This window comes from Chromobacterium piscinae, assembly GCF_021129175.1.
Lineage (GTDB): Bacteria > Pseudomonadota > Gammaproteobacteria > Burkholderiales > Chromobacteriaceae > Chromobacterium > Chromobacterium piscinae.
Genome location: NZ_JAJOHV010000025.1, coordinates 12,443 through 33,293, shown reverse-complemented (window position 1 = coordinate 33,293; position 20,851 = coordinate 12,443). Strand labels below are relative to the sequence as shown.

The following is a 20,851-nucleotide window of genomic DNA, read 5'->3' as shown; positions in this document are numbered from 1 at the left end:
ACGGAACGCGGTTGAGTCTGCTTGTGGTTGCCGGGACTCGTCCTGCAGCAGCCAGGAGGCTTCTCTGATGGCTTAACGGAGGTATGCCGGTGCGATTTTATTTGCCAACGCAATAGGATCAATCTCCTCTACGTTTGGAGCGTTCATCCACTGGTAGTCAGCTTCCTCTTCTGCCATGTTGAATGCAGAGCCTCCATGAGCTTCCATGGCAGTAATAAATGCTGCCTTCCATTCACCCTCAGTCATATAGTATTTTCCGCCCGAAGTCTCATCACCCACGCTGTGGATTGAAATCGACAAATTGAAACTCCTTCATTTCAGTCACTTTGTCATGTGAACCGATACATTGAAAATCCCTCGCCCTTTGAGGAATTTCAACGCGCTGTCGGTACTTGCAAAAAACCGTGCTCTACCATCATCAAGTGCAGAGGCATATGCGCCATCGTTAAACTGTATCGTCCAACCGTCCGGCGTTTCTTTCAGCGCTACCATGCGGATCACTCCGATGCTGACCAGCTTGCTAAGTTCACCTGCCTGAAGTGGCTTCATGATCATTTTCCCGTGCCAGTTAGCGATGCGATATATCGTAGACGTCCAGGGCCTCATAGCCAGCATTAAGCAGTGGTTGGCTCGCCGGCTTGGCTATGTCGTCGTGCCATTCGAGCATGGCCCTCAGCGCATCAGCCAGCCGCTTGGAATGCTCTTGTTCTGCGGCTAACTGCACACTGATACCACTGGGCAAACTTTCAAGAGTTGCCACATGTTGAGCGTTAGCTAGATGGACTTGCACCTGGTCATCATTGAACGCCTCCAGAAACTTTGCGTTCTTGCCAGCGAAGTGTTCTATCGCTTCGGCTGTAATCGCATCTTTGGGTGAATACTTATCGAGAATGACCCTCGCAACAACCTGGGTGATGAACGATTCCATATGACTGATGTGGTCTGGTGCCATTAACGAAGCAACGCGCCCCTCGATCGATTCGGCCGTTCTCGCAACGTTGGCCAGCTTTGGCAGCAAAGGCTGGAGAGCCTGGGCCATTCCGGAATCGAGCTGGATGGTAAAGCCCTCTCGATAGATCGGGGCGCTTTCGTAGGGAGCCATGCACAGAAGAGTTTCACCCGCGAGCGTGATGTCGCTCAGAGAAAACTCGTGAACAGCCTCAAGGTTTGTCAAACGACAAGACTGCGAGAACCCGGTCAGGTCAGGGTGAGCCGTCACCGTGACGCTCAATTGACCGTTGGCAAGCGGGTTCACGCTGACGCTGATTTGAGGCCCGTCGACATAGATGCCAGCGAATGCTCGCCGGGTCGAAATATTTTGCGTCATGTTTTCGTTTCCTCTCTCACGTCACCCTTCGGCCGGCGTGTATTTTCCGAGTCAAACCGGCTGGCCGTTGGCTAAGCGTCTTGCTATCGAAAACAAGACGGCTCTTTCCTTGGCCAAATCCGGCTCATGTTGAAATTCGTTCCAGCCTTCGACCGACTGCCCAAGACCCGGCCAGATATTCCCCAGGGGGCGGCGAACGTCCTCTACCGCTGCTCCCCGGACATAGAGGAGGCCCCACTTCGCCGGCAATTCATCGACCGCGATCAGACCATGCGGACAGATATAGAACCTGTAAATCCCGAGTCCCGCGCCATCTGCTTTGCGTTCCGGCTTCTTCGCATCCGCCAGAAAATCAGCCCGGCTTGTCTTGGCCTCGATGATTGCTGAGCAGGTTGAGCGAAAACCTACTACATCGGGTTGCTCACGGCTTCCAACGGCGCTTATCTCGGTGGCCACCACAGCGAAGCCTTGCTTCTTGAGCCACCTCGCGCCGAGGCGGGTCAGATTGTCGTGTTCCGGGCTTGGCATGAGCTTTTCCGATCAGATCAGCAGGCTGCCTGGCAAGCATTGACTAACCTAGTCTTTACTGTCTCGTAATCTTCCTGAACGCAAAGTGTGCGGCGACCACGAATAACCCCACCAATATCATCAGCATCATTTTGGTAGTCATACTCTTCTACCAAAGTGATCTGAGTTAAAGTGTGATTCACATATTCACCACTGGAAATGTCCACAATAGATGTGATCTGATCATGGCGAATTATTCCTTTGCGTGGGGCTGCAAGAGGATCGTTGGAGTCGGAACTGATAGTGACTTCAATAAAATGGGGGGTCATTAGTTATATCCACTTTCGGCTACCGGCCGGCGCGGGCGTCACCTGGACGCGATGAAATTAGGCGCTGTGTAGCCCAAGACGATTTATCGTCAATCGTATTTTCCGTGGCGTCAGTCGCGCCGTTCGGTTGGGTCAATCACATCGTCAAAGCTGGACTGCAAGCAGTCAGGATCATACAGACCGAACATTCGTCCTAACCTCATCCCCACATTTGGGCGGCCCAGCTTCTCCAGATAAATCATTGCGCCGGCACACCAGGCCTCATGACCACTAGCACTATATTTGCCATCATCATCCCAGGAGCCACCAGTCCGGCAGTTATGGACTGTCTTGTGGCACTGAAAAGGCGCATGATCATTCTTTACAAGGTCATCGATGATGCCCTTCAGGCGGCCTGGCTCCAGCCTGATACCACCCTCTTTTAGAAAAGGGCAGTTGTCGCAAGGCTTACGCAATTTGAAATGGGCTTCCGGTCCACTCAACATGATTTTTTCCGGTTTTACTTGCGGCAGATCGGCTGCTTGCTACGAGCATCCAGCATCTTCACGAGCTTAATACCAGTGCCATCATCAAAGGCTGATACCAAGCAACCTTTTGCATCTGTCAGCCAAACGCCTTTAGCCGCAGGCTTAGCCTCAGCAAACCAGCCGTTAACTTTCTCTTGAAGGAAGTCGGCGTCGGCTTGGCTCCCAGCTACAGCAGCCGCACCCACAACCAGAAGTAAAACAGCAGTGATAGTAGTTCTCATCTTCTTGATCTTTCATGCCGCCCGACTGGGCATTATTTTTCGTGGTGTCAGGTAATTGACCCAGATGAACCTATTTAGGATGTGAGCGCAATGGTCGATACATTTCGCTCACCTTTCTGTTAATCATTTTGCTGATGCCGCCAAAAGCGGCATAGGCAAAACGACTATTTACTAGTGCGTTGCAAATCGCCGGTTCCATCGTTCAACCAAAGCAAAAGCCTTTCTTAAGCATGTCACCCAGCGCACAGGCTTTAACTCCTCGTCGGTCGCAGGAGGGAGCGTACTGCATTCGTGGTCGCTCCAAGTCTTCGAAATTGCATAACCATAGCGGGGAGTGTGACCTTCTACATAGAGTCTCAAGTGCCTGTCCATCGCGTTGTTGATGGATTAATAATAGGTTAGTTTATTTAACCTTTCAAGCTCTTTCTTACCCCTTGTTGCTTCAACACATCACCCCACGACCGCAGCACAAAACGAATGCAATCCCTAAGCCTGTCCCTACCAGTGCAGCCAAAAGAATGTGGGTCATCATAATTTTCCGAGAATTACTTGGGCCGTGAAGTTTGCCGGGATTGGACAACGAAAAACCCGATGTAAAGAGGGCCTGCGACATCAAGGATAGTGCAAATAACAACCAGCTCCGGCCTTGCTGTGATCCACTGCACTAAACGCATCACAATATCGGCAAAGAAGATTGTTCTAAAACCCTTTACGCCTTTTTCTGTTGGATCAATAAATAGCCAGCAAAGCACAAATATCACAGCGCTCGGGATAAGGTATGCAAGATTTTCCATATGGTTTTCCGAGCCTTACTTACGAAGCAAAACCACGCCGTTATACAGCAGGCCCACCACACCAAAAATCAGGGTAGTGATGCCCTGAGAGGTCGTAGGTGCGCCGTTCGTCGCATACATGATTAGGGCGGCAACACTAGCCACAAAGAAGAAAATCTTGGTCAGCATGTTCATTCCTATCCAGGCTTCCGGCCGGCGGCGGGCGCCCATCAGGGCGTAGGATTTTCAGTCACGCCAGAGGCGTTCTGTTGATCTTCGGAAGGGGCTTGGTCAGCGCCCCGTTTTCCTCCGCTTCCATTACCCGTGCGGCACGCCAGCACTTCTCATTTTTTGGCGTGGCCGAGTTGCGAAAGTGTGATGCACGGCCTTGAACCATGAAGTCTGGCTTACCCAAGAAAATCTCAATTCGCTTCCGTGTCCAGCCTCTGGCCAACAGTTCTGATTGATTGAAGTTGATCTGCCGTGTCATCGGGATTTTCCAGCCTATCCACTTTTAATCGTGCCAATCATGAGAGCAAAGCCAACCAGCCACTTTCCGCGATGGAGAACGCTCACGAAATTCGTATAGTGCAGAGACCTCTCCAGATCTTCCATCTCGCACCCATGTCAACGTGACTGTTGCAACAAGTTTCCCATCTCTTCGTTCTTTGATAGAAGGGTATACTTCTACGGAATCGCAATCTGCACGAGCTTTTTTCAGTTCCTCAGCAAACCGTTGCTCAAAGTGTGCCAGCAGTTCTTTCCTGCGCAAATCAAGCATGTAGCTATTTGCCATTTTTCTCTTTCAGATTTTCCGGTTATTTTGCAGCGTGATGCTTGCGCTCAAGTTTTCTGGCGACATACATCAACAGTAATCCAGTAATAAGGCATGCAATAGCTGCCTTTCCAAAGGTACTAAGCGGCACCCACCACGGATCGAAATCAAGTTGCTTATGGATGAAAGAGGCCAGAAAGCAGACGTTCCACCAGCGGTTATGAATTTCGTCATACCCCATCATGATGCCAAGCAGTAGCGCAATCGACCCGCTCCAGCCGATCCACCGCGCAGCACCTCGGCCCGGAACGATCCGGCTATGTGCCACATTCCATATCGAGAAAAGTGCCAGAATCAAAACGAGGTTCACCAACTCGTGGTAGCTACACATAAATATTTTCCGTGAATCAGTGACCTACACCTTCGGGATCATCAATTTTATACAGCGCGGTAAGGGCCGCATTTGTAGTGCTTGCAACTTCTGCAAAGTTTTTCCAGCACGCCAGGTCGTTTTCCTTACACGGAGCGGTTGCCTTTGCCTCTGCTTTTCCTTGTCCATTCTTATGGCGCTGTTCGACCTTCATCCAGTACAGTCCGGCCTGTGTTTGCGCTTGACTTCTTTGGAGTAGAGCAAATTCACGCCAACATTTTGTGTCGCTTTTGCACGTCTTCTCGCCGGCAGCAATGAACTGCTGGGCGGTCGGTGATGCAGCCGTTGTTGTAGCCGCAAAGGCTCCGCTCGTTAGCATCAGCAAAGTGAAAAAATTCAACGTCTTTTTTATGAGGTTCATAATGGTTTCCTTGACGGCTACCGGCCGACGCGGGCGGCGCTGCCGCATAGTTTCCGATCAGTCTTTGTGACGGTGAATGTTGATACGAACCAGCCCCTGGATGCTGCCCACCAACCCACCAACAACAAGGGCGAGGAGAACGACAGTTCCGGCCCAATGCCAGAAGTCAGTGAAGATGAATTTCAGAATTTCGAGCATTGTATTTTCCGAGGTGGTTATTGCTCTGGCAGCTCAACACCTTTTGCCTTCAGTTCAAAAGACTTGAGGTCATTGGCATATTGAAGCTCGCCATAAATTTTGGATAAAACGTAACCAATTCCGCAGACAGCCCCAATCAAAAGAGCCATTAGAATATTTTGTGTCATATCAATTTCTGTTGATCGTGGAGAGGTTAGCTATTTGAACCGTTCGTGTGAGCTTCCATGGCGGCCTCATAACTCATGTCATGTCGCCAAGCGGTAAAGCCATTGCTCCCGCCGTCAATTGAGTATCCAAGACGAGCTACCGTCTCATATGGCAACCCACATCCACGTGAAATCTCCATCCAGCCATAAACAGAAATAGGTGCTTTCTGGTCCAGCAGAAGCTGGTTCACATAATTTTCCAAAGTGGCCGCATCCCGATTTTCAGCGGCAGCTTTGGCTTTCTTCTTCGGGTCAGATCCACGGTAGTGGTTTCTCGCCACGTAAATCGGGTAGGTCTTCATGACTGCCTTTCTCTATCTAGTGAGCTTGTCCAAGGAAACCGAGCGTTGTTAACGCTGCCATAGCCAGTCCATTTTCCGAATTATTTGGTTATGGGTTTAGCCACGCCATCGCGCACCCAGCGCCTCACGTACAGCTCGCACCCAACCATCAGGCAAACCCCATTGGCCATGCCTCTGTACGTCGCCCTCTTGCCGCAGCCGCAATAACATTTCTTGCGACGCTGCGGCTCCTGTGGCTCTGCATACCGGATATTGTCCGAAGCCGAGCCTATTTGCCCCCATCCGGCAGTGCCGCCACGCATCGCGGCAGACAATGCTGCCCTGCCCAGTTCGTTCAAATCTGGCATGGTCGTTTCCGTGGCGTTTACTTGGGTGCTACGCAGTCATCCTGCGGGCGATATTTGATGTCGGGGAAACGCTCGCGCCAGGCATTAACTTCTTTCCGGAGCTGCGCCAGTTCTTCTTGGACCGCGCGGAGCCAGTCGGCATCATCCGAATTCGTCTTGGCGATGCCGTGGCCGCTGATGATCCGGTCCATCTTCAGTGCGTCGTGATGCATGATATTGCTCCAGTCCCGGCGGCCGGCCGGCGTCGGGCGCCCTTCCTGGGCGCAATATTTTCCGTGACGGGGTTAGGCCGATGCCTTGGCCGTTGCAATTGCCTGACGAATAGTCGGCTCCAGTTTCTTCGCAACGCCCTCTGCCGCGACTTGGCGCTTTGCACCGGTCTAGATCAGCAGCTCATCGCAGCCAGCATAGGTCGTGGCGTAGTAGGTCTTGCCCCCGCGAATGCCAGAACTGGGCCACTGCACCCGCCAAACGGTTGCTTGGTTGTCCTGCGATACAGCCGTGGCAGTTGGTTTGCGGCGCATGCTCTGCTCCTGGTTATTTCTGCGGTGCTGGGCGCTCGCCCCGGCCCGACAGATGGTTGTATCGATCCAGCCAGAATTGTGACTTCGCATCGCACTCGGCCGCGCGCTTTTCGTCCCCGCACTCGCGGGCCTGGTTGGCATCGGCCCGCCACTGCGAGGCCCGCACTTCGGCGTCAAGAACTCGGTCGGCAAGCGGCTTTTTCGGCATGGTATTTTCCGAGCGCTATTGTTTTGCGGTCATGGTGCGGATTTGCGCGACAGGGTGAATTTTTGGCCCAGCAGCACTTCGATCCAACTCGCCCTCCCAAAAGTCAGCGTCCTTCTCGCCCTGCTGACGGCTACAAACTGCTGATAGCCAGATCGCAAGGTGATCGCGTAGCCACGCCCAAGATGGCGGCACATCTGCCGTGTTCGCGGCTTCCTGCTGCCCAGCAGCAGGCAATCCATCCCACTCAATAACGGTGCAGCGGATACCTACGCTGGCCAAGACTGAGAGAAGGTAGGTCAGGTCATTGAATCGAGTCTTGCCATTGGGTTGAACAAGAACGCCCGCCTGGCAGCGCACTTCCCACTGACCATGGCCGACATGAAAGATGCGGCAATCATCCGGCGATGCCTCGCTGACAAATTCCTTGAGGGTAAGCTGTTTCATTTTCAGTCCAGATCCCGGCTTCCGGCCGGAGGCGGGCGACCATCAGGCCGCAACGTTTGTGCTTGCGAAAGTCTGCTCGTGGTTGCCGGCGAGCGCCGGCAGCGGCCAGCAGACTTTTCCGTTTGTCAGCAATCAGAGTTCAGACTGCTGAGCAATGAGTTGGTCAAGCAGTGTGATGTACTGCTGCCTGTCACCCGCAATTTCGCACTCGATCACAAGGCACTCACGCTCGCTGCTACCTCCCAGCATGCTGTGGAAGGTGCGCTTCTCGATGCCCAAAAGCTCGATCGTCATGTTCTTGGCTTCTGCTGCCGGGGCTGTTCGGTACCAACGGGAATTGTGGATGTCGTCGATGAGATGAGTAACCAGCCAGGTCCTCAGATGTTCGGCTGAGATGCCATCAGACTCCATGCCGTGGTCTGGCAGCATTTCAAGCACCTTTAGAGCTGCTTTACTGGGGCTTCCATTCCCGAGGGCCAACTTGGCCGCAGCATCCTTGATCGCCTGTCTATAGCCAAGTTCGTAGGCGGCATTACCGGTGTGGTTCATATGGTGTTTCCCGAGTTTTGGTCTGTAAATCATTTTGCTGATGCCGCCATAAGCGGCATAGACAAAACGACTATTAACTAGTGCGTTGCAAATCGCCGGTTCCATCGTTCAACCAGGGCAAAAGCCTTTCTTCTGCATGTCACCCAGCGCACAGGCTTTAACTCCTCGTCGGTCGCAGGAGGGAGCGTACTGCATTCGTGGTCGCTCCAAGTCTTCGAAATTGCATAACCATAGCGGGCAGCGTGACCTTCTACATAGAGTCTCATGAGCTTGTCCATCACGTTGTTGATGGCTCAATCTTAGGTTAGTTTATCTAACCTTTCAAGCTCTTTCTTACCCCTTGTTGCTTCAACACATCACCCCACGACCGCAGCACAAATACAGGACCGTCGCGCCCAATTTCTACCCCGTATTGCTCGGCCAATTTCGCCACGTCCGCGTCGATAGTGCCTTTGTTGTGGCCAGTAAAGGCTGACAACGTGGTCAGCGTCGGCCTGGGCAGCTTGTCGATGGCGGCCAGCAGCACAAACAAGCGCCGGGCATCGCCTTTCGGATATTGAGGTACACCGTGTTCGTTGCACGGGAACTGCTGCATCCTGCCTCCTAGTGCAAAATGGGCCGTCCACGACGGACGGCCTGGTGAAAGGTCTTGCGGATGCCGGCCCGGTCGCCGGCATGGACAAAGCTTTTCCCAGGTGGTCAGTGCGCCAGCAGCAGCACTGCGATCAGGACCGCCAATGCCGCCGCTACGAGCGTTTTCTGGTCAAAGCCAAACAGCGTGGGTTTCACACCAAAAGGCCGGGCCTTCCTGAGAGTTTCGAGCGCTTCCGCGTTGTGCTTATTGAATTGCATTACAGCTCCCTTCTCGGCTGACGGCTGTGTTCCCAGCAGAAGATCAGCAGGCCAAACCATATGCCCGTCATAGCCGTTGTTTGGATCTGATACCTTCCGCCATTCTCCACCGAGACTTTTGCCCAAATCGGTGAAGAAATGTAATCCACCTCGCTCCCAATTTTTCTTCAGTCATGCGCCAATTCCTAGTTGTCATGGTCTTATCCGATGGCTATTTGGCAACGCGTTCTTTGGCACGACGCACAACAACAGCCCCCCAACCGGGCCATTTCATGCAATCAATTGCCCCGCCATGTTCGGGGTCTCCAGTCTGCTCGGACACCCATTGATTGAATGCTTCGCACTCGACCTGCGTCATGTCATCCATAACAGACTTCGGCTCATTAGACTGGCCAACCAGAAGTGTTAGCCAAGACTGGACTTCAGCTTGCTGACCTGCGGGCAGGTCACTCATTTTCTGCTCGACAGGCACAGGCTGAACGCTAAATTTTCTTTTACGGTCTTGCATTTTCCTCTCCAAACTTTTTCCGACCTACCGTCAGTTCATGAATTCTGTAAGAGCCGGGAATTCCGCCGGCCCGGATTCGCTACGCGAGATCCATCCCAGCGCAAGCCGGATGAACAAGGTTCGCCCGGCCAACTCGGCCTCCAACGCCTCTACAGCATCAGCATGCTCGGGCGAGAAATCGCTGTGATCCAGCGCACGAGAGACATGGTCCCAAAGCGTGTGATAGAGGGCGTGTGCGGCTTGAGAACTCCGCTCGAAAACACTCAACGAGGCTTCCGCCTTGCGCACCAACACAGAGGCTGCTGCGATCTCCTCGCCGTCGATCAACGCGAGTCGTTTAGCCAGGTATTGGAGGGTAGACAGGGTTATAGTCATGCTGATTTTTCCGGGGTTTTAGGCTGCGGCCCTGATCTCGTTGAGAATGTCGGTCACGACCGGCGGACAGACTGCATTGCCCAGCAGGTGAATGGCCTCGCGTCGGGTCGGCGGAAGCTGATAATCGGCAGGGAATCCCATCGCCGCGCGCACTTCAGGTGGTTGCAGCATGCGCATCTGGTCGCCATTAATAACGGCCCAGCGATCCAGCGTCGTGATGGTGCCAATTGGGCGGTCAATGCTGCGCCCAGTGGTGCCGCTACCGCTGCCGTAGTACGGTGCAACAAATCGATCGCCGTGGCGAGCGCGGCCAGCGGCCACGCGCTTCAGCGTGGCTTCGCTCCGGCCAGGCTTGTTGATCGGTGACCAGCGATGCTTGCCCCACTCGATCACCTGGCCAATGCCGACATGCTCGCGCTGTGGCAGATTCAGCTCCAGCGGGTGTTTCGATTGTGTGCAGACCAGAAACAGCCGCTCGCGATTCTGTGGCACCCCATGATCCGCCGCGTCGATTAAGTGCGGGGATACGGCATAACCGAGTGCATCCATGGCTTGCAACCACGCCGGATAGAGCGCCCATTTGGTAAATTCAGGGACGTTCTCTACGACCACTACGTCCTGACGGTGATATTCGGCGCAGCTCACCACCGCCCACGCTGTGCTGCGTTGCTTGTCGTGGTACGGGCGATCCTTTCCGCGTGCCGGGGTGTGCCCCTGGCAACAGGGCGACGCCAACATCACATCGTGGGCCGGTAGAGTCGTCCAGTCTGCTTGATGCAGATCCTGGCAAACGTGGATGGCTTCCGGGTGATTATTCGCGTGGTACTGAACGGCCACAGGGTTGTGGTTACCTGCCCATACCACTTCGATGCCGGCGGCTTTGGCTCCGGTGCTGAATCCCCCGCCGCCGGCAAATAGGTCAACTGCTCTCATTATTCTTTTCCGTCCGATTTATTGATGGGTTGCCGGACTCATGGGAACCCATTGACTTACGCGGGATCGACCGGTGTAACCGCACTCATTGCAGCCGGCTCCTTTTTCGCCCATACCCTCATTGCAGCCACTGCAAGACATGGAGAAGCGAACAAGCTCGCAGACATCGCCTTTGATGATGGCGTAGCTGCAACGCCGATCCAGGCGTCGGCCAGCAATACCATCGGCAATTTCGTAAGTGCTGGGGCAATCAGCCCACTGCGACCCGGTTTCGTTGAAGACTCGTTCAATTACAGATGCCATGATGTTTTTTCCGATGGTCAAAACGACAGTTGAAGGTTGGTAGGCCAGACCATGTGTCCGTCCTGGCAGGTGCCCCCCGGACTTTGCCGCCACTCGCCGCCCTCGGATCGGCCAAGGGGCGTGATGAAGTGCAGGCCATTACGAACTTCGATGTACCCTAAACGAACCAGCTCCAACTGCACTGCGGCTGTGGTCGTGCCGTACTTTCGTGCGAGCTTTGTCGCAGATATTTTTTCGTCCGCCATCGCGTCGAACACGGTTTCAGCCGACGCCAGTGCGTTTTCCAGCGCGTCTTGGCTTACGTCGAACTGCGCGCAGGTATGCCAGGTGGCGTCATTGATTGCCTGCAAATCACTGGCTTTGACTCCTTTCAACTTCTCCTGCAGAGCAGCAAGAGCTTCGCCCACACTGGCCGCGTCAGTCCTGTATTGCAGTCCGTTTTGCATTGTTTGGTTCCTTGCCAGGCTGCCGGCCTGGAGCGGGCACCCACAGGTGCAGTGTTTTCCGGTGGCTCAGACGGGTTGCGCCGCAGGGTGCAGCGTACACACGCATGACACCATGTATGCAACACCTGCCATCTTGTGCTCATGCTTCGGCGCAAACGACTGGAGGTGGGCGCGCACGCACTTATTCAGATCAGCAGACGCCTGCTCGTCGTCGAAATCGGGCAGGAACTCCATGTCGCAGTTGGGCAGCTCGCCACCGTAGAACAACGCACTCACCAACTCGACGTAGATGTTGCCTCGATCGTTCTTGAACGTTTCGGGGATGTCCTCCCACGCTGGCAACAGCCTTTCAGTGCTGAATGCCATCTCGGGGTCGGTGATAGAGCCGAGGTCGGCACGGGTCAGGGTATAGGGCATGATCTAGTCTTCCAGTTTTCCGAATTAACAGCCAAACGCACGCTCAGCCGCCATCTCTGCGTCAACGGCACGTGCCGCAGCGGCCACTTCACGTTGTTCCCTACGCACGTTTACCAAGATGCGTTTATGGGTGAACGTCATGCGTTCCAAATTTGGCACCAACACCCGTCCTGTTCCTTCGCAGGCTTTGCATTGCACGTCGTAATCGCCGGCCATGTAGTTTTCTTTAGACTCATCATCCAGCTCAGCCCATTCGCTAGATGTAAAGCCATTAGAAAACGCTGAGTTTTCTACTTTCCCATACCCTTCGCAGCAGGAACAAAGACCGACTTTTGCCGGAATTGAAACAGTTTCACCGTCTTCGTTTTCCACCCTGATATACCGCTCCATGGCTTCACTCCTGGCTTGGTTGTTCGACTATGGCTCTATTATGGGTGCGTTTAACGCACCGCGCAAGGCCATTTTCACTCCTTCCATTTTGAATACTGGCCCGATGTTGCGAAGGTGATACACTGCGCCAATCTTTTCCCATTCGACTCCAGCTTGATCCTTTGCTTGAGCCAAAAGATTAGAAACAGTTTTCTTATCTAGTCCTGTTTTTTCGGCAATAGTCACCAGCGTTGCGCCTTCTGTTGGCTGCAATGCAGCCAGAACCATAAGCATGCGGCGAAGATCACCCTTTGGGTATTTCGGGGGCTGTTTCATTCCACTCCTAAAGAGGTGCGTTAATCGCACCCAATCATAGCGCATGTTCGTACATGGATCGAAGCGTTTTTCTTTCTACTTGGATATAGGCAGACGTCACCTCAGTGTCCTGGTGGCCCAAAAGGATGGCCAGCTGCTCCAGCGACACGCCAGACTTGAGTAAACGACTCGAAAACGACCTCCTGCCAGCATGCGAGCTAGTCTTAATGCCGGCTGCGCGGTTCAACACCCTGAAGCGCGCTTCCAGTGCGTCAGCGGCCCAATACTCCGCCTGACGGCCATCAGGCAGACGATGAGTCAGAAGCAGCTTCGTCTGCGCTAAAAACCACGATGGTCTGTAGCAGCTAAGGCGCAGTCAAGCCTGTTTTGCAGTCGGTACTCCAGATAGCTTTCAAGAGCCTGTCGCAGCTTAGGGTTGGTCAGAAAGATCAGCCTAGCTGTTTCGGTACAACGCAAGCCGGAGCAGTGGGTCAGCAGCAATTGTTACCGTCCTCGAAAAATCAACTGCCTATCATTGACCACGCGACATAAGAATTTCTGACGTTGGAAAATTTCTCCCTGCCCACCCGTGAGCCGCATCAAATTCGCGCTATACGCTGAACCAGGCCAGTGCATTCCGTCCGAGCCTGGGTTCACGCAAGGAGTTGTGACATGGGGTTGCACCTGATAGAGGGTATATGGTTCGTTCTGGCGCTGGGTCTGGCCGGATTAGCGGTAGTGGGAAGAAGGAAATGGGCGCTTGCGCTTCTGTTGCTGCAGCTGTTCGGCACATGGTGCCTGCGCGCCTGGCTGACATAGCCCGGCCCGCTCCGCGTCTTCATGGGCACCTCCTGGTGCTAAGTCGGTCAAGGCCTCGGCGTTTTAGCTGCGGGTTGAGTGCTGTCAACCGGAGACGATGTATGCATGAGATCCGCGTACAGTTTCGACTGGCCGACATATACACCCGCCATGAAAATCCCAACCGCTCCGCTCAGCAGGGCCGCAATGGCGGTCACCGACAAATGGCGCCACAACCAAGCCGGCGTAATCGTGTCCGGCACGGCTAGGCTGTCGGCGGAGCGTGGCGGCGTCGGCGGCGTGCCATCGCGGTCGAAATTGGCGATGATGGTGCTCAGCTCGATCTGCGTCTCGCGCAGGTCGGACACATAATTGCGCAGTGGCGCCTGTCGGTCCATCCAGCGCCCCGCGCCGAATCGTCGTCCGCCGACGTGGCAATGAGGCCGATACCCCTGCTCACCGACCCGTAATAGCAGATCGTTGAGCGCGTGTCGCCATTGCCGGAAGGCATGCGCCTGATGACCCTCGCGCTCGCCCTGCAAGGCGTCAATTTGTGCCAGCAGCGGACGCAGCTGGTTGATGAAGTCCGCATAGCGAAATTTTGCCATCAGATGGGCCAGTGCTGCGCGGTATGCAAGACTCGCAACACAACAATGTCGCCGGCGTCGTCGACCCGGTAAACCAGCAGATAGGATGGATGCGCGACCAACTCGCGCGTGCCGTCGACGCGGCCGCGGCGACCCAGACTCGGCTTGTCGAGCAGCTGCTCGGCGCGTTGTTCGATGCGTTCGTCCAGCGCCTCCGCAGCGGCAAGGTTGTCCTGTGCGATGTAGTCGAGGATTGTGTCGCGATCAGCCAGCGCCTGAGCTTTCCAGATCAGCATTCCTTCGCCTTCAGACTACGTTGCCTCAACGCCGCGCGTTTGGCCGCGAACATCGCTTTGGCTTCCTCATGTGGCACGCCAGGCGTAGGATCATCCAGTGCGACCTGCACCGCCGCGCGGACATAGGCGTCATAGGCGGCGGCCTGGTGCGCGCGGCGCAACGCGGCGCTGCGGTCGGGCCGCTGCACCCGCTGAGTACTGGCGGGGTTGAATTGCGCAGCATCGACATCGAAATGGGTGATGCCGACGCCGGCTAGATACGCGACCAGGGTCTCCAATTTTTTGAACAGCCTCACCTTTTTGCTGCGCGATGTCGCCAGCGCATGCTGGGACGCGCCGTATTTCACCACAACCGACCAGCCGCCGGTCTGGCCGACAGCCTGGGCGTTGCGCACGCTACCGGCATCGATCAGGTGCGACAGGGTGGTGTGATCGATAGTTTCCAAAGTCGCCATATCGGCCTCCTCTGCAAGTAATAATAAATCGTCATTGCAAATTATAATTACTTGCTATCGGTTCAGCAATACGGTCGCCGCCGGCCGCGAGCTCGTATAGCATGTCGGCATTCACCACAGACAACGGCTACAGCTATGGAATTCAAGATTCAACGCTTTACCCACCCCGCCAACGACAACAGGGAAGAAGGTCGCTACAGCATCGTCGAGGTGCAGCCCGAGATGCCGGCGACGTTGCAGGACCAACTGCGCCAGATCCTGGAGCAGCGCCCGCGCTTCGACGAGCAGATGATCGTCGTCGATGCCCGCGCCGGCGCGCCGGACTGGCTCACCGCGTTGTTTGAGGGCTTTCAGGGACATGGCGGGCACTACACCGTGCTGCCGGAGCCGGCTGCCGGCACGCCGCTGCGCCAGGCGCTGGACCGCAGCCGCAGCGATGTCGCCGCGCATCGTGCGAATCAGTGGGCAGGTCACCACTTCACTACCGTCGAATCCAGTCAAACTTAAAAGGAAACCCTATGCCGCACTTCCCTAAAACCGATGCCTTTATTCAAAAACCGGATGGCCCAGTGTTTGGCCCTGTTCCAGCCACATTCACCGGTGGCACGATCCTGATCGAGGATGACGCGGTGAATATCGCGGAAGGCGACACGGTCATCCGCAAATTGCCCAATGGCAATGATGACAAGCACTATGTCACCAAGGTCAATTTTTACCCAGGGGGCAATGGTGTTATTGGGTCCCACTATCAAATTGAATTCACCAAGACTATGCACACTAAAAGCCCGCCGCAAATCAATATTCACACCGCCCAAGCCGTGCAAATTGGCGATAACAACACCCAAAATATTGCCAACGCCTTCGAGGCCTTGATCAAGAACATCGACAACTCGAACGCGTCACCGGCCCAAAAAGAAGAAGCCAAGTCGCTGCTGAAGCAGTTCCTCGGCCACCCGCTGGTCTCCACCCTGGTAGGCGCGGGCGTCACCGCGTTGCTGGGCGGCTGACGTCGAGACATCAACCGCCCCGCCGTCGCCGCGAGGCGGCTTCCCGGCCTAGCCCGTTATTCGTCCTCACCAAAGCCGGCCCAGGCTGGCGGCGGCTCCCCCTCCATCAGCTGCAGGTCCACTTGGCGTCGCGCCCGCGCCGCCGGCGACTTGTGTGCATAGCCCAGCGTCGTTTTCGGGTCGCTGTGGCCGGCTTCGGCCGACACGTCCTCTAGCGGCACGCCGGCTTCCAGTTTCGCGGTCAGTGCGCTGTGGCGGAACCAATGGGTCGAGGCGCGCGCGAGCTCGGTCGCCAGGTGCGGCTGGCCCGCGTCGGTGGCGGCTGCCGCCGCGTGTTTGAGCAAGGTCTTCACCAGCTGGTACAGATGGCCCGCCGTCACCGGCCGCGGATCGAGCCACGCCTTGCCGTTCAGCGCCATCAGCAGCGGCGTGGTCTCGTCCGGTGTCGGCAGCGCCGCGAGACCCAGCGCTTGCTCGCGGTAGTAGCGCAGCTCGGCCAGCCACTGCGCGGTCACCGACACTTCGCGTGGTTTCCCGCCTTTGCCCAGCACCTGCAGCACCCACACGTCCAGATCCGCATAGCGCTTGAAGTCACCCATCCGCGCGTTGACCACTTCCTCGCGGCGCAGCCCGCCGATCAGCAGCAGCGCCAGTAGCCACCGCGCGCGGTAATAGGTGTGGTATTCGTGCAGCCGCGTGCGCGGCAGCGCGGCTACAGACTGCTGCAGCCAGGCCTGCGCCGCGCGCGACAGCACGCGTTCGTGTTTGGCCGCCGGCGGCACCGCCGGCATCGGCCAGCGATGCAGCGGATTGCGCCTAACGCCGGCGCGGTCCTGGTGCAGCAGCCAGTCGAACAGACCGTGCAAGATCACCAAGGCTTGCCGGACGCTGGCCGGCGCCAGCGGCTTGCTCAGCGGCCGCCAGCCAGCATGCCCCAGCGGGCAGCGCCGCGCGCTCAGCCAGCTGGCCGGCGGCGTCTGCAGCAGGCGCTGGAAATCGCCCAGATCGCGCCGCGTCACCGTGGCCAGCGTCAGCTGCTGCAGCTGCAGCCACAACAGCAGGCGTTGCACCTCCTTGCGGTAGTTGCGCCAGGTCGCAAGCGAGCGGTTCAGCTCAATCTCGGCCAGCCAGTCGGCCACCGCCTGCAGGTCGCCGGCCGGCAACGCCGGCGGCGCGTCGACCGCGGCCACTTCGCTGGCCAGCACCGCGACCAGCTCAATCGCGTCGTGAGTGCTCATCCCCATCCCCTTGCGGGCCGCGTCCAGCCAGGCTGGCCAGGTGTCGTCGACCCTGCCGGAAGTGTAGCAAATCTACCAACGTGATTAGAGGAATAATAACGTAAAGCCTAGATTTATCTTGATGTAATTACGGTAATTATGTAATTTATTACCTATCAAAACTCGACGCGAAACCACCCTCCCCATGGAAAACCACGACAAACCCGCCCTCAAGCCCGGCTCCGTCCGCGCCCAGGTCGACGCCATCGTCCGCCGCGAGCTGGCCGCCTCCGGCCGGCGCCCGAACGCCAACGTGATCCGCGACGAGATCGGCAGCGGATCCAATGCGACGATCCAGCAGCAGGCCGAAGCCAGCGAAGCGGCCTGGCGCAAAGAGAACGAAGCCGCCCAGGCCTTTCCCGGCTTGCCGACGGCTGTCGCCCAGCTGGCCGCGCCGATGCTGGCCACGCTGTGGGCCGACGCCTACCGCGCGGCGCAGGCCGAGTTCGCCCCGCTGCTGGCCGAGCGCGATCAGGTGCTGACCACGCTGCGTGGCCGATTGGCGGAAATGGAGGAATTGCTGCTGGATCGCAATGAGCAGCTGCAGCAGCTGAGCGACGACTTGAGTCACCGCCGCGAGTTGCTGGCCGCCCGCGAACAGGAAGCCGCGGCGCTGCGCGAGGAACAGGGCCGGCTGCATCAGCTGCTGCAGACCGAGCGCGCGGCCGCAGCCGAGGCCCGGCAGGATCTGGAGCAGCAGCATGCCGGCGAGCTAGCCGCCGCCGCCGAGGCGCAGCAACGCGCGGCCAACCAGTACTCGCTGCTCAATGATGAGCTACTGACCGAGCGTGAGCGCCACGCGCGCGCTATCGAAGCGCTGCAAGCGCGGCAGCAAAAAACCGAGCAAACGCTGCGCCAGGACCTGGATCACGCCCGCCAGCTGGCTGCCGGCCGACAAAACGAACTGACGGTGCTGAAAACCGAGCTGCAGCATGTCCAGGATGGCAAGGGAAAACTACAGGTCCAGCTGCAGCAGCACGTTGATGCCGCGGCGGCCGCTCAGGCCACCCAGCAGCAGCGCGACGGCGAGTTGGCCGCCTTGCGCCAAGACAATGCCGGATTGATCGCACGTCTGGCGCAAACCGAGCAGCTGATGACCCAGTTGCTGGAGCGGATACCGGCCGGCATGACGCCGCCGGCACCGTAGTGGACGCTGGCGACGTGGATGAAAGTTGTGGGTATTTTCCTGCGTATTCCTCGATCGCAGCCCACAAAGAATTCTTACGTTGTGGGAATTACTTAAGTTGATAAAACTGAGCCAACGTAGAAGACAACAATCGATAGCCGGTGTTAGTCGGGTGAGTGTAGTCATTACTAAGCACACGATCTAACGATATCGTTCGGTCGCCAAACTCCTGGGCAATGTACTGCACGAATAATGCTGCCTTGAATTTTGAAGATGGAATAACCCAAACAACCTCTTGCGCTTGGATGTAGCTACGTAGCATCCGCAGGCTTACCAGCGAAGCGCGCTCCCCATCATTACTACCAGCGCTGATAATTGCGACGTAGTAGTGATTCTTGGGAACATGGCCAATGATTTGGCGTGTTGTGCGACCCTCTTTGGCCTGCACGGCGCACCCTGAAAGCCCTTGGCCAATTCCAACCGCGATGCTGTCTCCTAGGACAAGGCAATCTGATGCTTTTGCATCAAATACAGTCATCAAGAGCAAGCTAGTAACAACCATCGCCTTGACCACAGATTGCTCTAGCGTATTCAAGGCCGCCAGCGCCGCGTAGCAGGTCGGCAGGAGAGGTCTTTTCGTCATGGGAGTTCCGATCAGTTGGTAGATTGCCGCAGCTCAAGCCGCTGGCGGTTCAGCTCACGCCGGAGTTCGTCCCGCTCGGCCTGCATGATATTCACCTTATTGACCAGCCGAGCCTGTTCCGCGTAAGCGCTTTTCAGGGTCTGGTTCAGCATTTCCGCGTCACCGATGCGGTGGAACAGCTTGACCAGCAGGAACCGCTCCCGCGCCGCCTCCACCGGCTGGCACCACGCCGCCAATGTGTCGTGGTAAATCTGGTAGTGACCCTTGGCGTACAGCGCCGGCCCCGCCATCGGCTTGATGTGGCCGCGACGGTTCACCCACAACAGCCCCCAGCCGGCCGGCAGCTCGTCCGGCTGGATCAACCCCTCCGGGCACAGGTAGTAGCGCCAGGTGCCGATGCCCCCAGCCTGGCGGTGCGGTTTCTTGGCGTCGACCAGGAAGTCGGCACGCGACACCTTCACCTCCACCACCACTGAACCGTCGCTGAAATCACCCGAGGCCCGGAAACCGATGGCATCCGGCACCTCCCCGTTCCAACCGGTACGGACCTCACTCACCGCTACGGTGCAGCCGGGCCCGCCTTGGCTTTGCGGCCGTTGCAGCCACTTCACCGCCAGCTGGCACAGTTCGTTATGCATGGTGAGCCCCCTCAGAATGGAAGCTGGTTAGATATGGAATGCATCTGTCCTCTCCGGATAGCGATCAACCTTGGCACGAGGACCGAACAACCGGCCCGACTCCAACGTCGGCATCGCAATGGATTCCGCCCGTTCCAGAATCATCCCTTTTTCGATGCGGTCACGCCGCCATGCCTGTTGGGGCAAACCGCCCATTTCGGGTGCCCACAAATCCATACGCGGTTGCAGATCGACCGGGGCCATGTCTCGACGATCCGCTGGCTGCTTCGGCCAACGAGATGACCACCCCCCCAGGCTCTCACACGCGCCATACCATAACAGCATGTGATCGCTGATCAGATCAAAATCGGCATCCAGAATCTGACGCTCGACATGGTGTGTCAGCACGACCTCAGCATCAACAGACCAGCGCGTAATTGTGCTGAGCGTAGTAACGGGCTGCGGCAATTCCACCAGCACCCCATTGATCGCCTTCTGTCCTGCCTTCCGGCAACCCGCCAGGTAGTTCTTGTTCGGATAGGGTTTGCGCACCACTAGGTCGCGCCCACCCTGCAACACCATGCCGAACGGCTCGATAGTAAGGTCCACCAGATCGACAGCCAGATCGCGTGCTACGTGGGCCAGATACAGTCGCGGTACCAAATGTAATAGCATTTTGATGCTCCCAGGATTGATTACTCGCGCCCGAACGTTGCGGTCGCGCCGAGCGCCTTGACCAGCAGCGCGGCCAGATGCAGCGCTTCAGCCAGATCGGTGGTGTGCGGCTCATCGACCGGCCCGCTCACCTTCGGGGTGCCTGCCGCGACAATCGTCAGCGGCCAAGCGGCCCCAGCTTCGTCGGTCAGGTCGCAGCTCAGGTATTCGGTGCTGCCCAGGCGGTAGGCCCACAGCGAGGCGGTGATGGCACCGGTCAGCTGCTGACGCACGATGGCGCTGGCCAACTCGACCCACTCACGCACGGCGGGCGGGGTGTCTGGCACACCGCACGGAGGCAGCTCGCACAGCGTCGCTTCCGGCTGGGTCATTTCGCTAAAGTCGCCCAGGTCATAGCGCATAACCAAATCCTGCCCAAGCAGTGCATAGCCGCCGGAGCAGGCCTGCGCATAGGCCGCCAGGGCCGGCTTGGCAAAACGGTCATGCGTCACATCCAGCACGAAGTAATCGGCTCCGTAGCGGTCGCCACCGGGAGCATCACGGCCATCCACCCGGCAAACGGTGAACTTGCCGTAGACGCCGGTTTGTTGTTGATCGACCGTCGTACCTGCCGCCACACGCTGGGCTGTCAGTGCGGCCAGGGCCTCGTCGGTATAGCGTTTGAGGGTGACGACATCCGCCCCTACCGGCAAACAACCTGTGTCGGTTTCACGGGCATGGGCCCCGAGCGAAAACGCCATCGTCAGCGCCTGCTTCAGGATCTCGGCGGAGGCTTCGTTGTGATGGTTCATCTGCTACTCCAACTGAAATGCCGTGGTCATTGT

General features: G+C 56.9%; 41 protein-coding genes. 4 read left to right on the top strand and 37 right to left on the bottom strand.

The genetic code is table 11. From position 1 onward, the window contains the following. Positions 1–72: 72 nt before the first annotated feature. The 24 genes from LQR33_RS08865 to LQR33_RS08750 form a co-directional block, all read right to left on the bottom strand. A complete protein-coding gene (locus LQR33_RS08865; RefSeq protein WP_231468471.1) occupies positions 73–300 on the bottom strand; it encodes a hypothetical protein in 228 nt (75 codons plus the stop codon). Between the two features lie 21 nt (positions 301–321). Beyond that, positions 322–549, bottom strand: coding sequence for a hypothetical protein (locus LQR33_RS08860; RefSeq protein WP_231468469.1), 228 nt, complete (start codon positions 547–549; stop codon positions 322–324). 19 nt (positions 550–568) lie between these two features. After that, complete coding sequence (locus LQR33_RS08855; RefSeq protein ID WP_231468467.1) at positions 569–1,327, bottom strand: hypothetical protein; 759 nt, start codon at positions 1,325–1,327, stop codon at positions 569–571. 51 nt (positions 1,328–1,378) lie between these two features. After that, entirely contained in the window at positions 1,379–1,855 is a 477-nt protein-coding gene (locus tag LQR33_RS08850; RefSeq protein WP_231468466.1) for a PDDEXK family nuclease, read from the bottom strand. Positions 1,856–1,872: 17 nt separating this feature from the next. Then, positions 1,873–2,163: a hypothetical protein gene (locus tag LQR33_RS08845; RefSeq protein ID WP_231468464.1), complete on the bottom strand. Its 291-nt coding sequence runs from the start codon at positions 2,161–2,163 to the stop codon at positions 1,873–1,875. A gap of 110 nt (positions 2,164–2,273) precedes the next feature. After that, on the bottom strand, positions 2,274–2,648 hold the full coding sequence (locus LQR33_RS08840) for a hypothetical protein (protein ID WP_231468462.1): 375 nt from the start codon (positions 2,646–2,648) through the stop codon (positions 2,274–2,276). Positions 2,649–2,662: 14 nt separating this feature from the next. Beyond that, on the bottom strand, positions 2,663–2,911 hold the full coding sequence (locus tag LQR33_RS08835) for a hypothetical protein (RefSeq protein ID WP_231468459.1): 249 nt from the start codon (positions 2,909–2,911) through the stop codon (positions 2,663–2,665). 545 nt (positions 2,912–3,456) lie between these two features. After that, the gene (locus tag LQR33_RS08830; protein WP_231468457.1) at positions 3,457–3,705 is read right to left on the bottom strand and encodes a hypothetical protein; all 249 of its coding nucleotides are present in this window, start codon (positions 3,703–3,705) and stop codon (positions 3,457–3,459) included. 15 nt (positions 3,706–3,720) lie between these two features. Continuing rightward, the gene (locus tag LQR33_RS08825; RefSeq protein ID WP_231468456.1) at positions 3,721–3,873 is read right to left on the bottom strand and encodes a hypothetical protein; all 153 of its coding nucleotides are present in this window, start codon (positions 3,871–3,873) and stop codon (positions 3,721–3,723) included. A gap of 61 nt (positions 3,874–3,934) precedes the next feature. Continuing rightward, positions 3,935–4,174 (bottom strand): hypothetical protein, encoded by a 240-nt coding sequence (locus LQR33_RS08820; protein ID WP_231468454.1) that lies wholly within the window; start codon positions 4,172–4,174, stop codon positions 3,935–3,937. A gap of 328 nt (positions 4,175–4,502) precedes the next feature. Further along, positions 4,503–4,850, bottom strand: coding sequence for a hypothetical protein (locus LQR33_RS08815; RefSeq protein WP_231468452.1), 348 nt, complete (start codon positions 4,848–4,850; stop codon positions 4,503–4,505). Positions 4,851–4,866: 16 nt separating this feature from the next. After that, a complete protein-coding gene (locus LQR33_RS08810; protein WP_231468450.1) occupies positions 4,867–5,250 on the bottom strand; it encodes a hypothetical protein in 384 nt (127 codons plus the stop codon). Between the two features lie 57 nt (positions 5,251–5,307). Next, positions 5,308–5,448, bottom strand: a complete 141-nt coding sequence (locus LQR33_RS08805) for a hypothetical protein (protein WP_231468448.1) — start codon at positions 5,446–5,448, stop codon at positions 5,308–5,310. A gap of 17 nt (positions 5,449–5,465) precedes the next feature. Continuing rightward, a complete protein-coding gene (locus tag LQR33_RS08800; protein ID WP_166450907.1) occupies positions 5,466–5,615 on the bottom strand; it encodes a hypothetical protein in 150 nt (49 codons plus the stop codon). A gap of 26 nt (positions 5,616–5,641) precedes the next feature. After that, positions 5,642–5,956, bottom strand: a complete 315-nt coding sequence (locus LQR33_RS08795; protein WP_231468446.1) for a hypothetical protein — start codon at positions 5,954–5,956, stop codon at positions 5,642–5,644. Positions 5,957–6,320: 364 nt separating this feature from the next. After that, the gene (locus LQR33_RS08790) at positions 6,321–6,515 is read right to left on the bottom strand and encodes a hypothetical protein (protein WP_231468445.1); all 195 of its coding nucleotides are present in this window, start codon (positions 6,513–6,515) and stop codon (positions 6,321–6,323) included. A 325-nt stretch (positions 6,516–6,840) separates the two neighbouring features. Further along, complete coding sequence (locus LQR33_RS08785) at positions 6,841–7,035, bottom strand: hypothetical protein (RefSeq protein ID WP_231468443.1); 195 nt, start codon at positions 7,033–7,035, stop codon at positions 6,841–6,843. Between the two features lie 15 nt (positions 7,036–7,050). Further along, positions 7,051–7,479 (bottom strand): hypothetical protein, encoded by a 429-nt coding sequence (locus LQR33_RS08780; protein ID WP_231468441.1) that lies wholly within the window; start codon positions 7,477–7,479, stop codon positions 7,051–7,053. A 132-nt stretch (positions 7,480–7,611) separates the two neighbouring features. Next, positions 7,612–8,133, bottom strand: a complete 522-nt coding sequence (locus LQR33_RS08775) for a hypothetical protein (protein WP_231468439.1) — start codon at positions 8,131–8,133, stop codon at positions 7,612–7,614. A gap of 208 nt (positions 8,134–8,341) precedes the next feature. Continuing rightward, entirely contained in the window at positions 8,342–8,623 is a 282-nt protein-coding gene (locus LQR33_RS08770; protein WP_231468437.1) for a hypothetical protein, read from the bottom strand. Between the two features lie 104 nt (positions 8,624–8,727). Further along, the gene (locus tag LQR33_RS08765; RefSeq protein WP_231468435.1) at positions 8,728–8,880 is read right to left on the bottom strand and encodes a hypothetical protein; all 153 of its coding nucleotides are present in this window, start codon (positions 8,878–8,880) and stop codon (positions 8,728–8,730) included. A 211-nt stretch (positions 8,881–9,091) separates the two neighbouring features. Continuing rightward, positions 9,092–9,388, bottom strand: a complete 297-nt coding sequence (locus LQR33_RS08760; protein ID WP_231468433.1) for a hypothetical protein — start codon at positions 9,386–9,388, stop codon at positions 9,092–9,094. Between the two features lie 30 nt (positions 9,389–9,418). Next, on the bottom strand, positions 9,419–9,763 hold the full coding sequence (locus LQR33_RS08755) for a lysozyme family protein (RefSeq protein ID WP_231468431.1): 345 nt from the start codon (positions 9,761–9,763) through the stop codon (positions 9,419–9,421). Positions 9,764–9,781: 18 nt separating this feature from the next. Next, positions 9,782–10,696, bottom strand: a complete 915-nt coding sequence (locus tag LQR33_RS08750) for a DNA cytosine methyltransferase (RefSeq protein ID WP_231468429.1) — start codon at positions 10,694–10,696, stop codon at positions 9,782–9,784. 51 nt (positions 10,697–10,747) lie between these two features. On the opposite strand from LQR33_RS08750, the gene LQR33_RS08745 reads away from it, so the two are divergent. Then, the gene (locus LQR33_RS08745) at positions 10,748–11,032 is read left to right on the top strand and encodes a hypothetical protein (RefSeq protein WP_231468428.1); all 285 of its coding nucleotides are present in this window, start codon (positions 10,748–10,750) and stop codon (positions 11,030–11,032) included. On the opposite strand, the gene LQR33_RS08740 is transcribed toward LQR33_RS08745, so the two are convergent. The 8 genes from LQR33_RS08740 to LQR33_RS08710 all read right to left on the bottom strand — a co-directional run bounded on the left by LQR33_RS08740 (position 11,017) and on the right by LQR33_RS08710 (position 14,682). Continuing rightward, the gene (locus tag LQR33_RS08740; RefSeq protein ID WP_231468426.1) at positions 11,017–11,445 is read right to left on the bottom strand and encodes a hypothetical protein; all 429 of its coding nucleotides are present in this window, start codon (positions 11,443–11,445) and stop codon (positions 11,017–11,019) included. The two genes, LQR33_RS08745 and LQR33_RS08740, sit on opposite strands and share 16 nt — an antisense overlap. Before the next feature lie 66 nt (positions 11,446–11,511). Next, positions 11,512–11,862 (bottom strand): hypothetical protein, encoded by a 351-nt coding sequence (locus tag LQR33_RS08735; RefSeq protein ID WP_231468424.1) that lies wholly within the window; start codon positions 11,860–11,862, stop codon positions 11,512–11,514. 24 nt (positions 11,863–11,886) lie between these two features. Beyond that, the gene (locus LQR33_RS08730; RefSeq protein WP_231468423.1) at positions 11,887–12,252 is read right to left on the bottom strand and encodes a hypothetical protein; all 366 of its coding nucleotides are present in this window, start codon (positions 12,250–12,252) and stop codon (positions 11,887–11,889) included. A 27-nt stretch (positions 12,253–12,279) separates the two neighbouring features. Continuing rightward, positions 12,280–12,567, bottom strand: a complete 288-nt coding sequence (locus LQR33_RS08725) for a helix-turn-helix domain-containing protein (protein WP_231468421.1) — start codon at positions 12,565–12,567, stop codon at positions 12,280–12,282. Between the two features lie 34 nt (positions 12,568–12,601). Further along, complete coding sequence (locus tag LQR33_RS24385; RefSeq protein ID WP_378108690.1) at positions 12,602–12,814, bottom strand: tyrosine-type recombinase/integrase; 213 nt, start codon at positions 12,812–12,814, stop codon at positions 12,602–12,604. A gap of 598 nt (positions 12,815–13,412) precedes the next feature. Further along, positions 13,413–13,952, bottom strand: coding sequence for a hypothetical protein (locus tag LQR33_RS08720; protein ID WP_231468419.1), 540 nt, complete (start codon positions 13,950–13,952; stop codon positions 13,413–13,415). Beyond that, on the bottom strand, positions 13,952–14,227 hold the full coding sequence (locus LQR33_RS08715) for a type II toxin-antitoxin system RelE/ParE family toxin (protein ID WP_231468417.1): 276 nt from the start codon (positions 14,225–14,227) through the stop codon (positions 13,952–13,954). The genes LQR33_RS08720 and LQR33_RS08715 overlap by 1 nt, the downstream gene beginning before the upstream one ends. Next, positions 14,221–14,682: an antitoxin PaaA2 family protein gene (locus LQR33_RS08710; RefSeq protein WP_231468415.1), complete on the bottom strand. Its 462-nt coding sequence runs from the start codon at positions 14,680–14,682 to the stop codon at positions 14,221–14,223. Before LQR33_RS08710 ends, LQR33_RS08715 begins: the two co-directional genes overlap by 7 nt. 135 nt (positions 14,683–14,817) lie before the next feature. On the opposite strand from LQR33_RS08710, the gene LQR33_RS08705 reads away from it, so the two are divergent. Continuing rightward, positions 14,818–15,189, top strand: coding sequence for a hypothetical protein (locus LQR33_RS08705; protein WP_231468413.1), 372 nt, complete (start codon positions 14,818–14,820; stop codon positions 15,187–15,189). Positions 15,190–15,200: 11 nt separating this feature from the next. Beyond that, on the top strand, positions 15,201–15,689 hold the full coding sequence (locus LQR33_RS08700; RefSeq protein ID WP_231468411.1) for an RIP homotypic interaction motif-containing protein: 489 nt from the start codon (positions 15,201–15,203) through the stop codon (positions 15,687–15,689). 56 nt (positions 15,690–15,745) lie between these two features. Here LQR33_RS08700 and LQR33_RS08695 read toward each other — a convergent pair whose 3' ends face one another. Further along, the gene (locus tag LQR33_RS08695; protein WP_231468409.1) at positions 15,746–16,927 is read right to left on the bottom strand and encodes a tyrosine-type recombinase/integrase; all 1,182 of its coding nucleotides are present in this window, start codon (positions 16,925–16,927) and stop codon (positions 15,746–15,748) included. 184 nt (positions 16,928–17,111) lie between these two features. On the opposite strand from LQR33_RS08695, the gene LQR33_RS08690 reads away from it, so the two are divergent. Continuing rightward, positions 17,112–18,113: a DNA-binding protein gene (locus tag LQR33_RS08690; RefSeq protein ID WP_231468407.1), complete on the top strand. Its 1,002-nt coding sequence runs from the start codon at positions 17,112–17,114 to the stop codon at positions 18,111–18,113. An 88-nt stretch (positions 18,114–18,201) separates the two neighbouring features. On the opposite strand, the gene LQR33_RS08685 is transcribed toward LQR33_RS08690, so the two are convergent. From LQR33_RS08685 to LQR33_RS08670, 4 genes are read right to left on the bottom strand one after another with little or no spacing between them, the layout of a single operon-like run. After that, on the bottom strand, positions 18,202–18,735 hold the full coding sequence (locus LQR33_RS08685) for an SGNH/GDSL hydrolase family protein (protein WP_231468405.1): 534 nt from the start codon (positions 18,733–18,735) through the stop codon (positions 18,202–18,204). 11 nt (positions 18,736–18,746) lie between these two features. Further along, positions 18,747–19,373: a hypothetical protein gene (locus LQR33_RS08680; RefSeq protein ID WP_231468403.1), complete on the bottom strand. Its 627-nt coding sequence runs from the start codon at positions 19,371–19,373 to the stop codon at positions 18,747–18,749. Between the two features lie 27 nt (positions 19,374–19,400). Next, positions 19,401–20,027: a DUF6012 family protein gene (locus tag LQR33_RS08675; RefSeq protein WP_231468400.1), complete on the bottom strand. Its 627-nt coding sequence runs from the start codon at positions 20,025–20,027 to the stop codon at positions 19,401–19,403. Between the two features lie 20 nt (positions 20,028–20,047). Beyond that, positions 20,048–20,818: a hypothetical protein gene (locus tag LQR33_RS08670; RefSeq protein ID WP_231468398.1), complete on the bottom strand. Its 771-nt coding sequence runs from the start codon at positions 20,816–20,818 to the stop codon at positions 20,048–20,050. Positions 20,819–20,851: the final 33 nt, after the last annotated feature.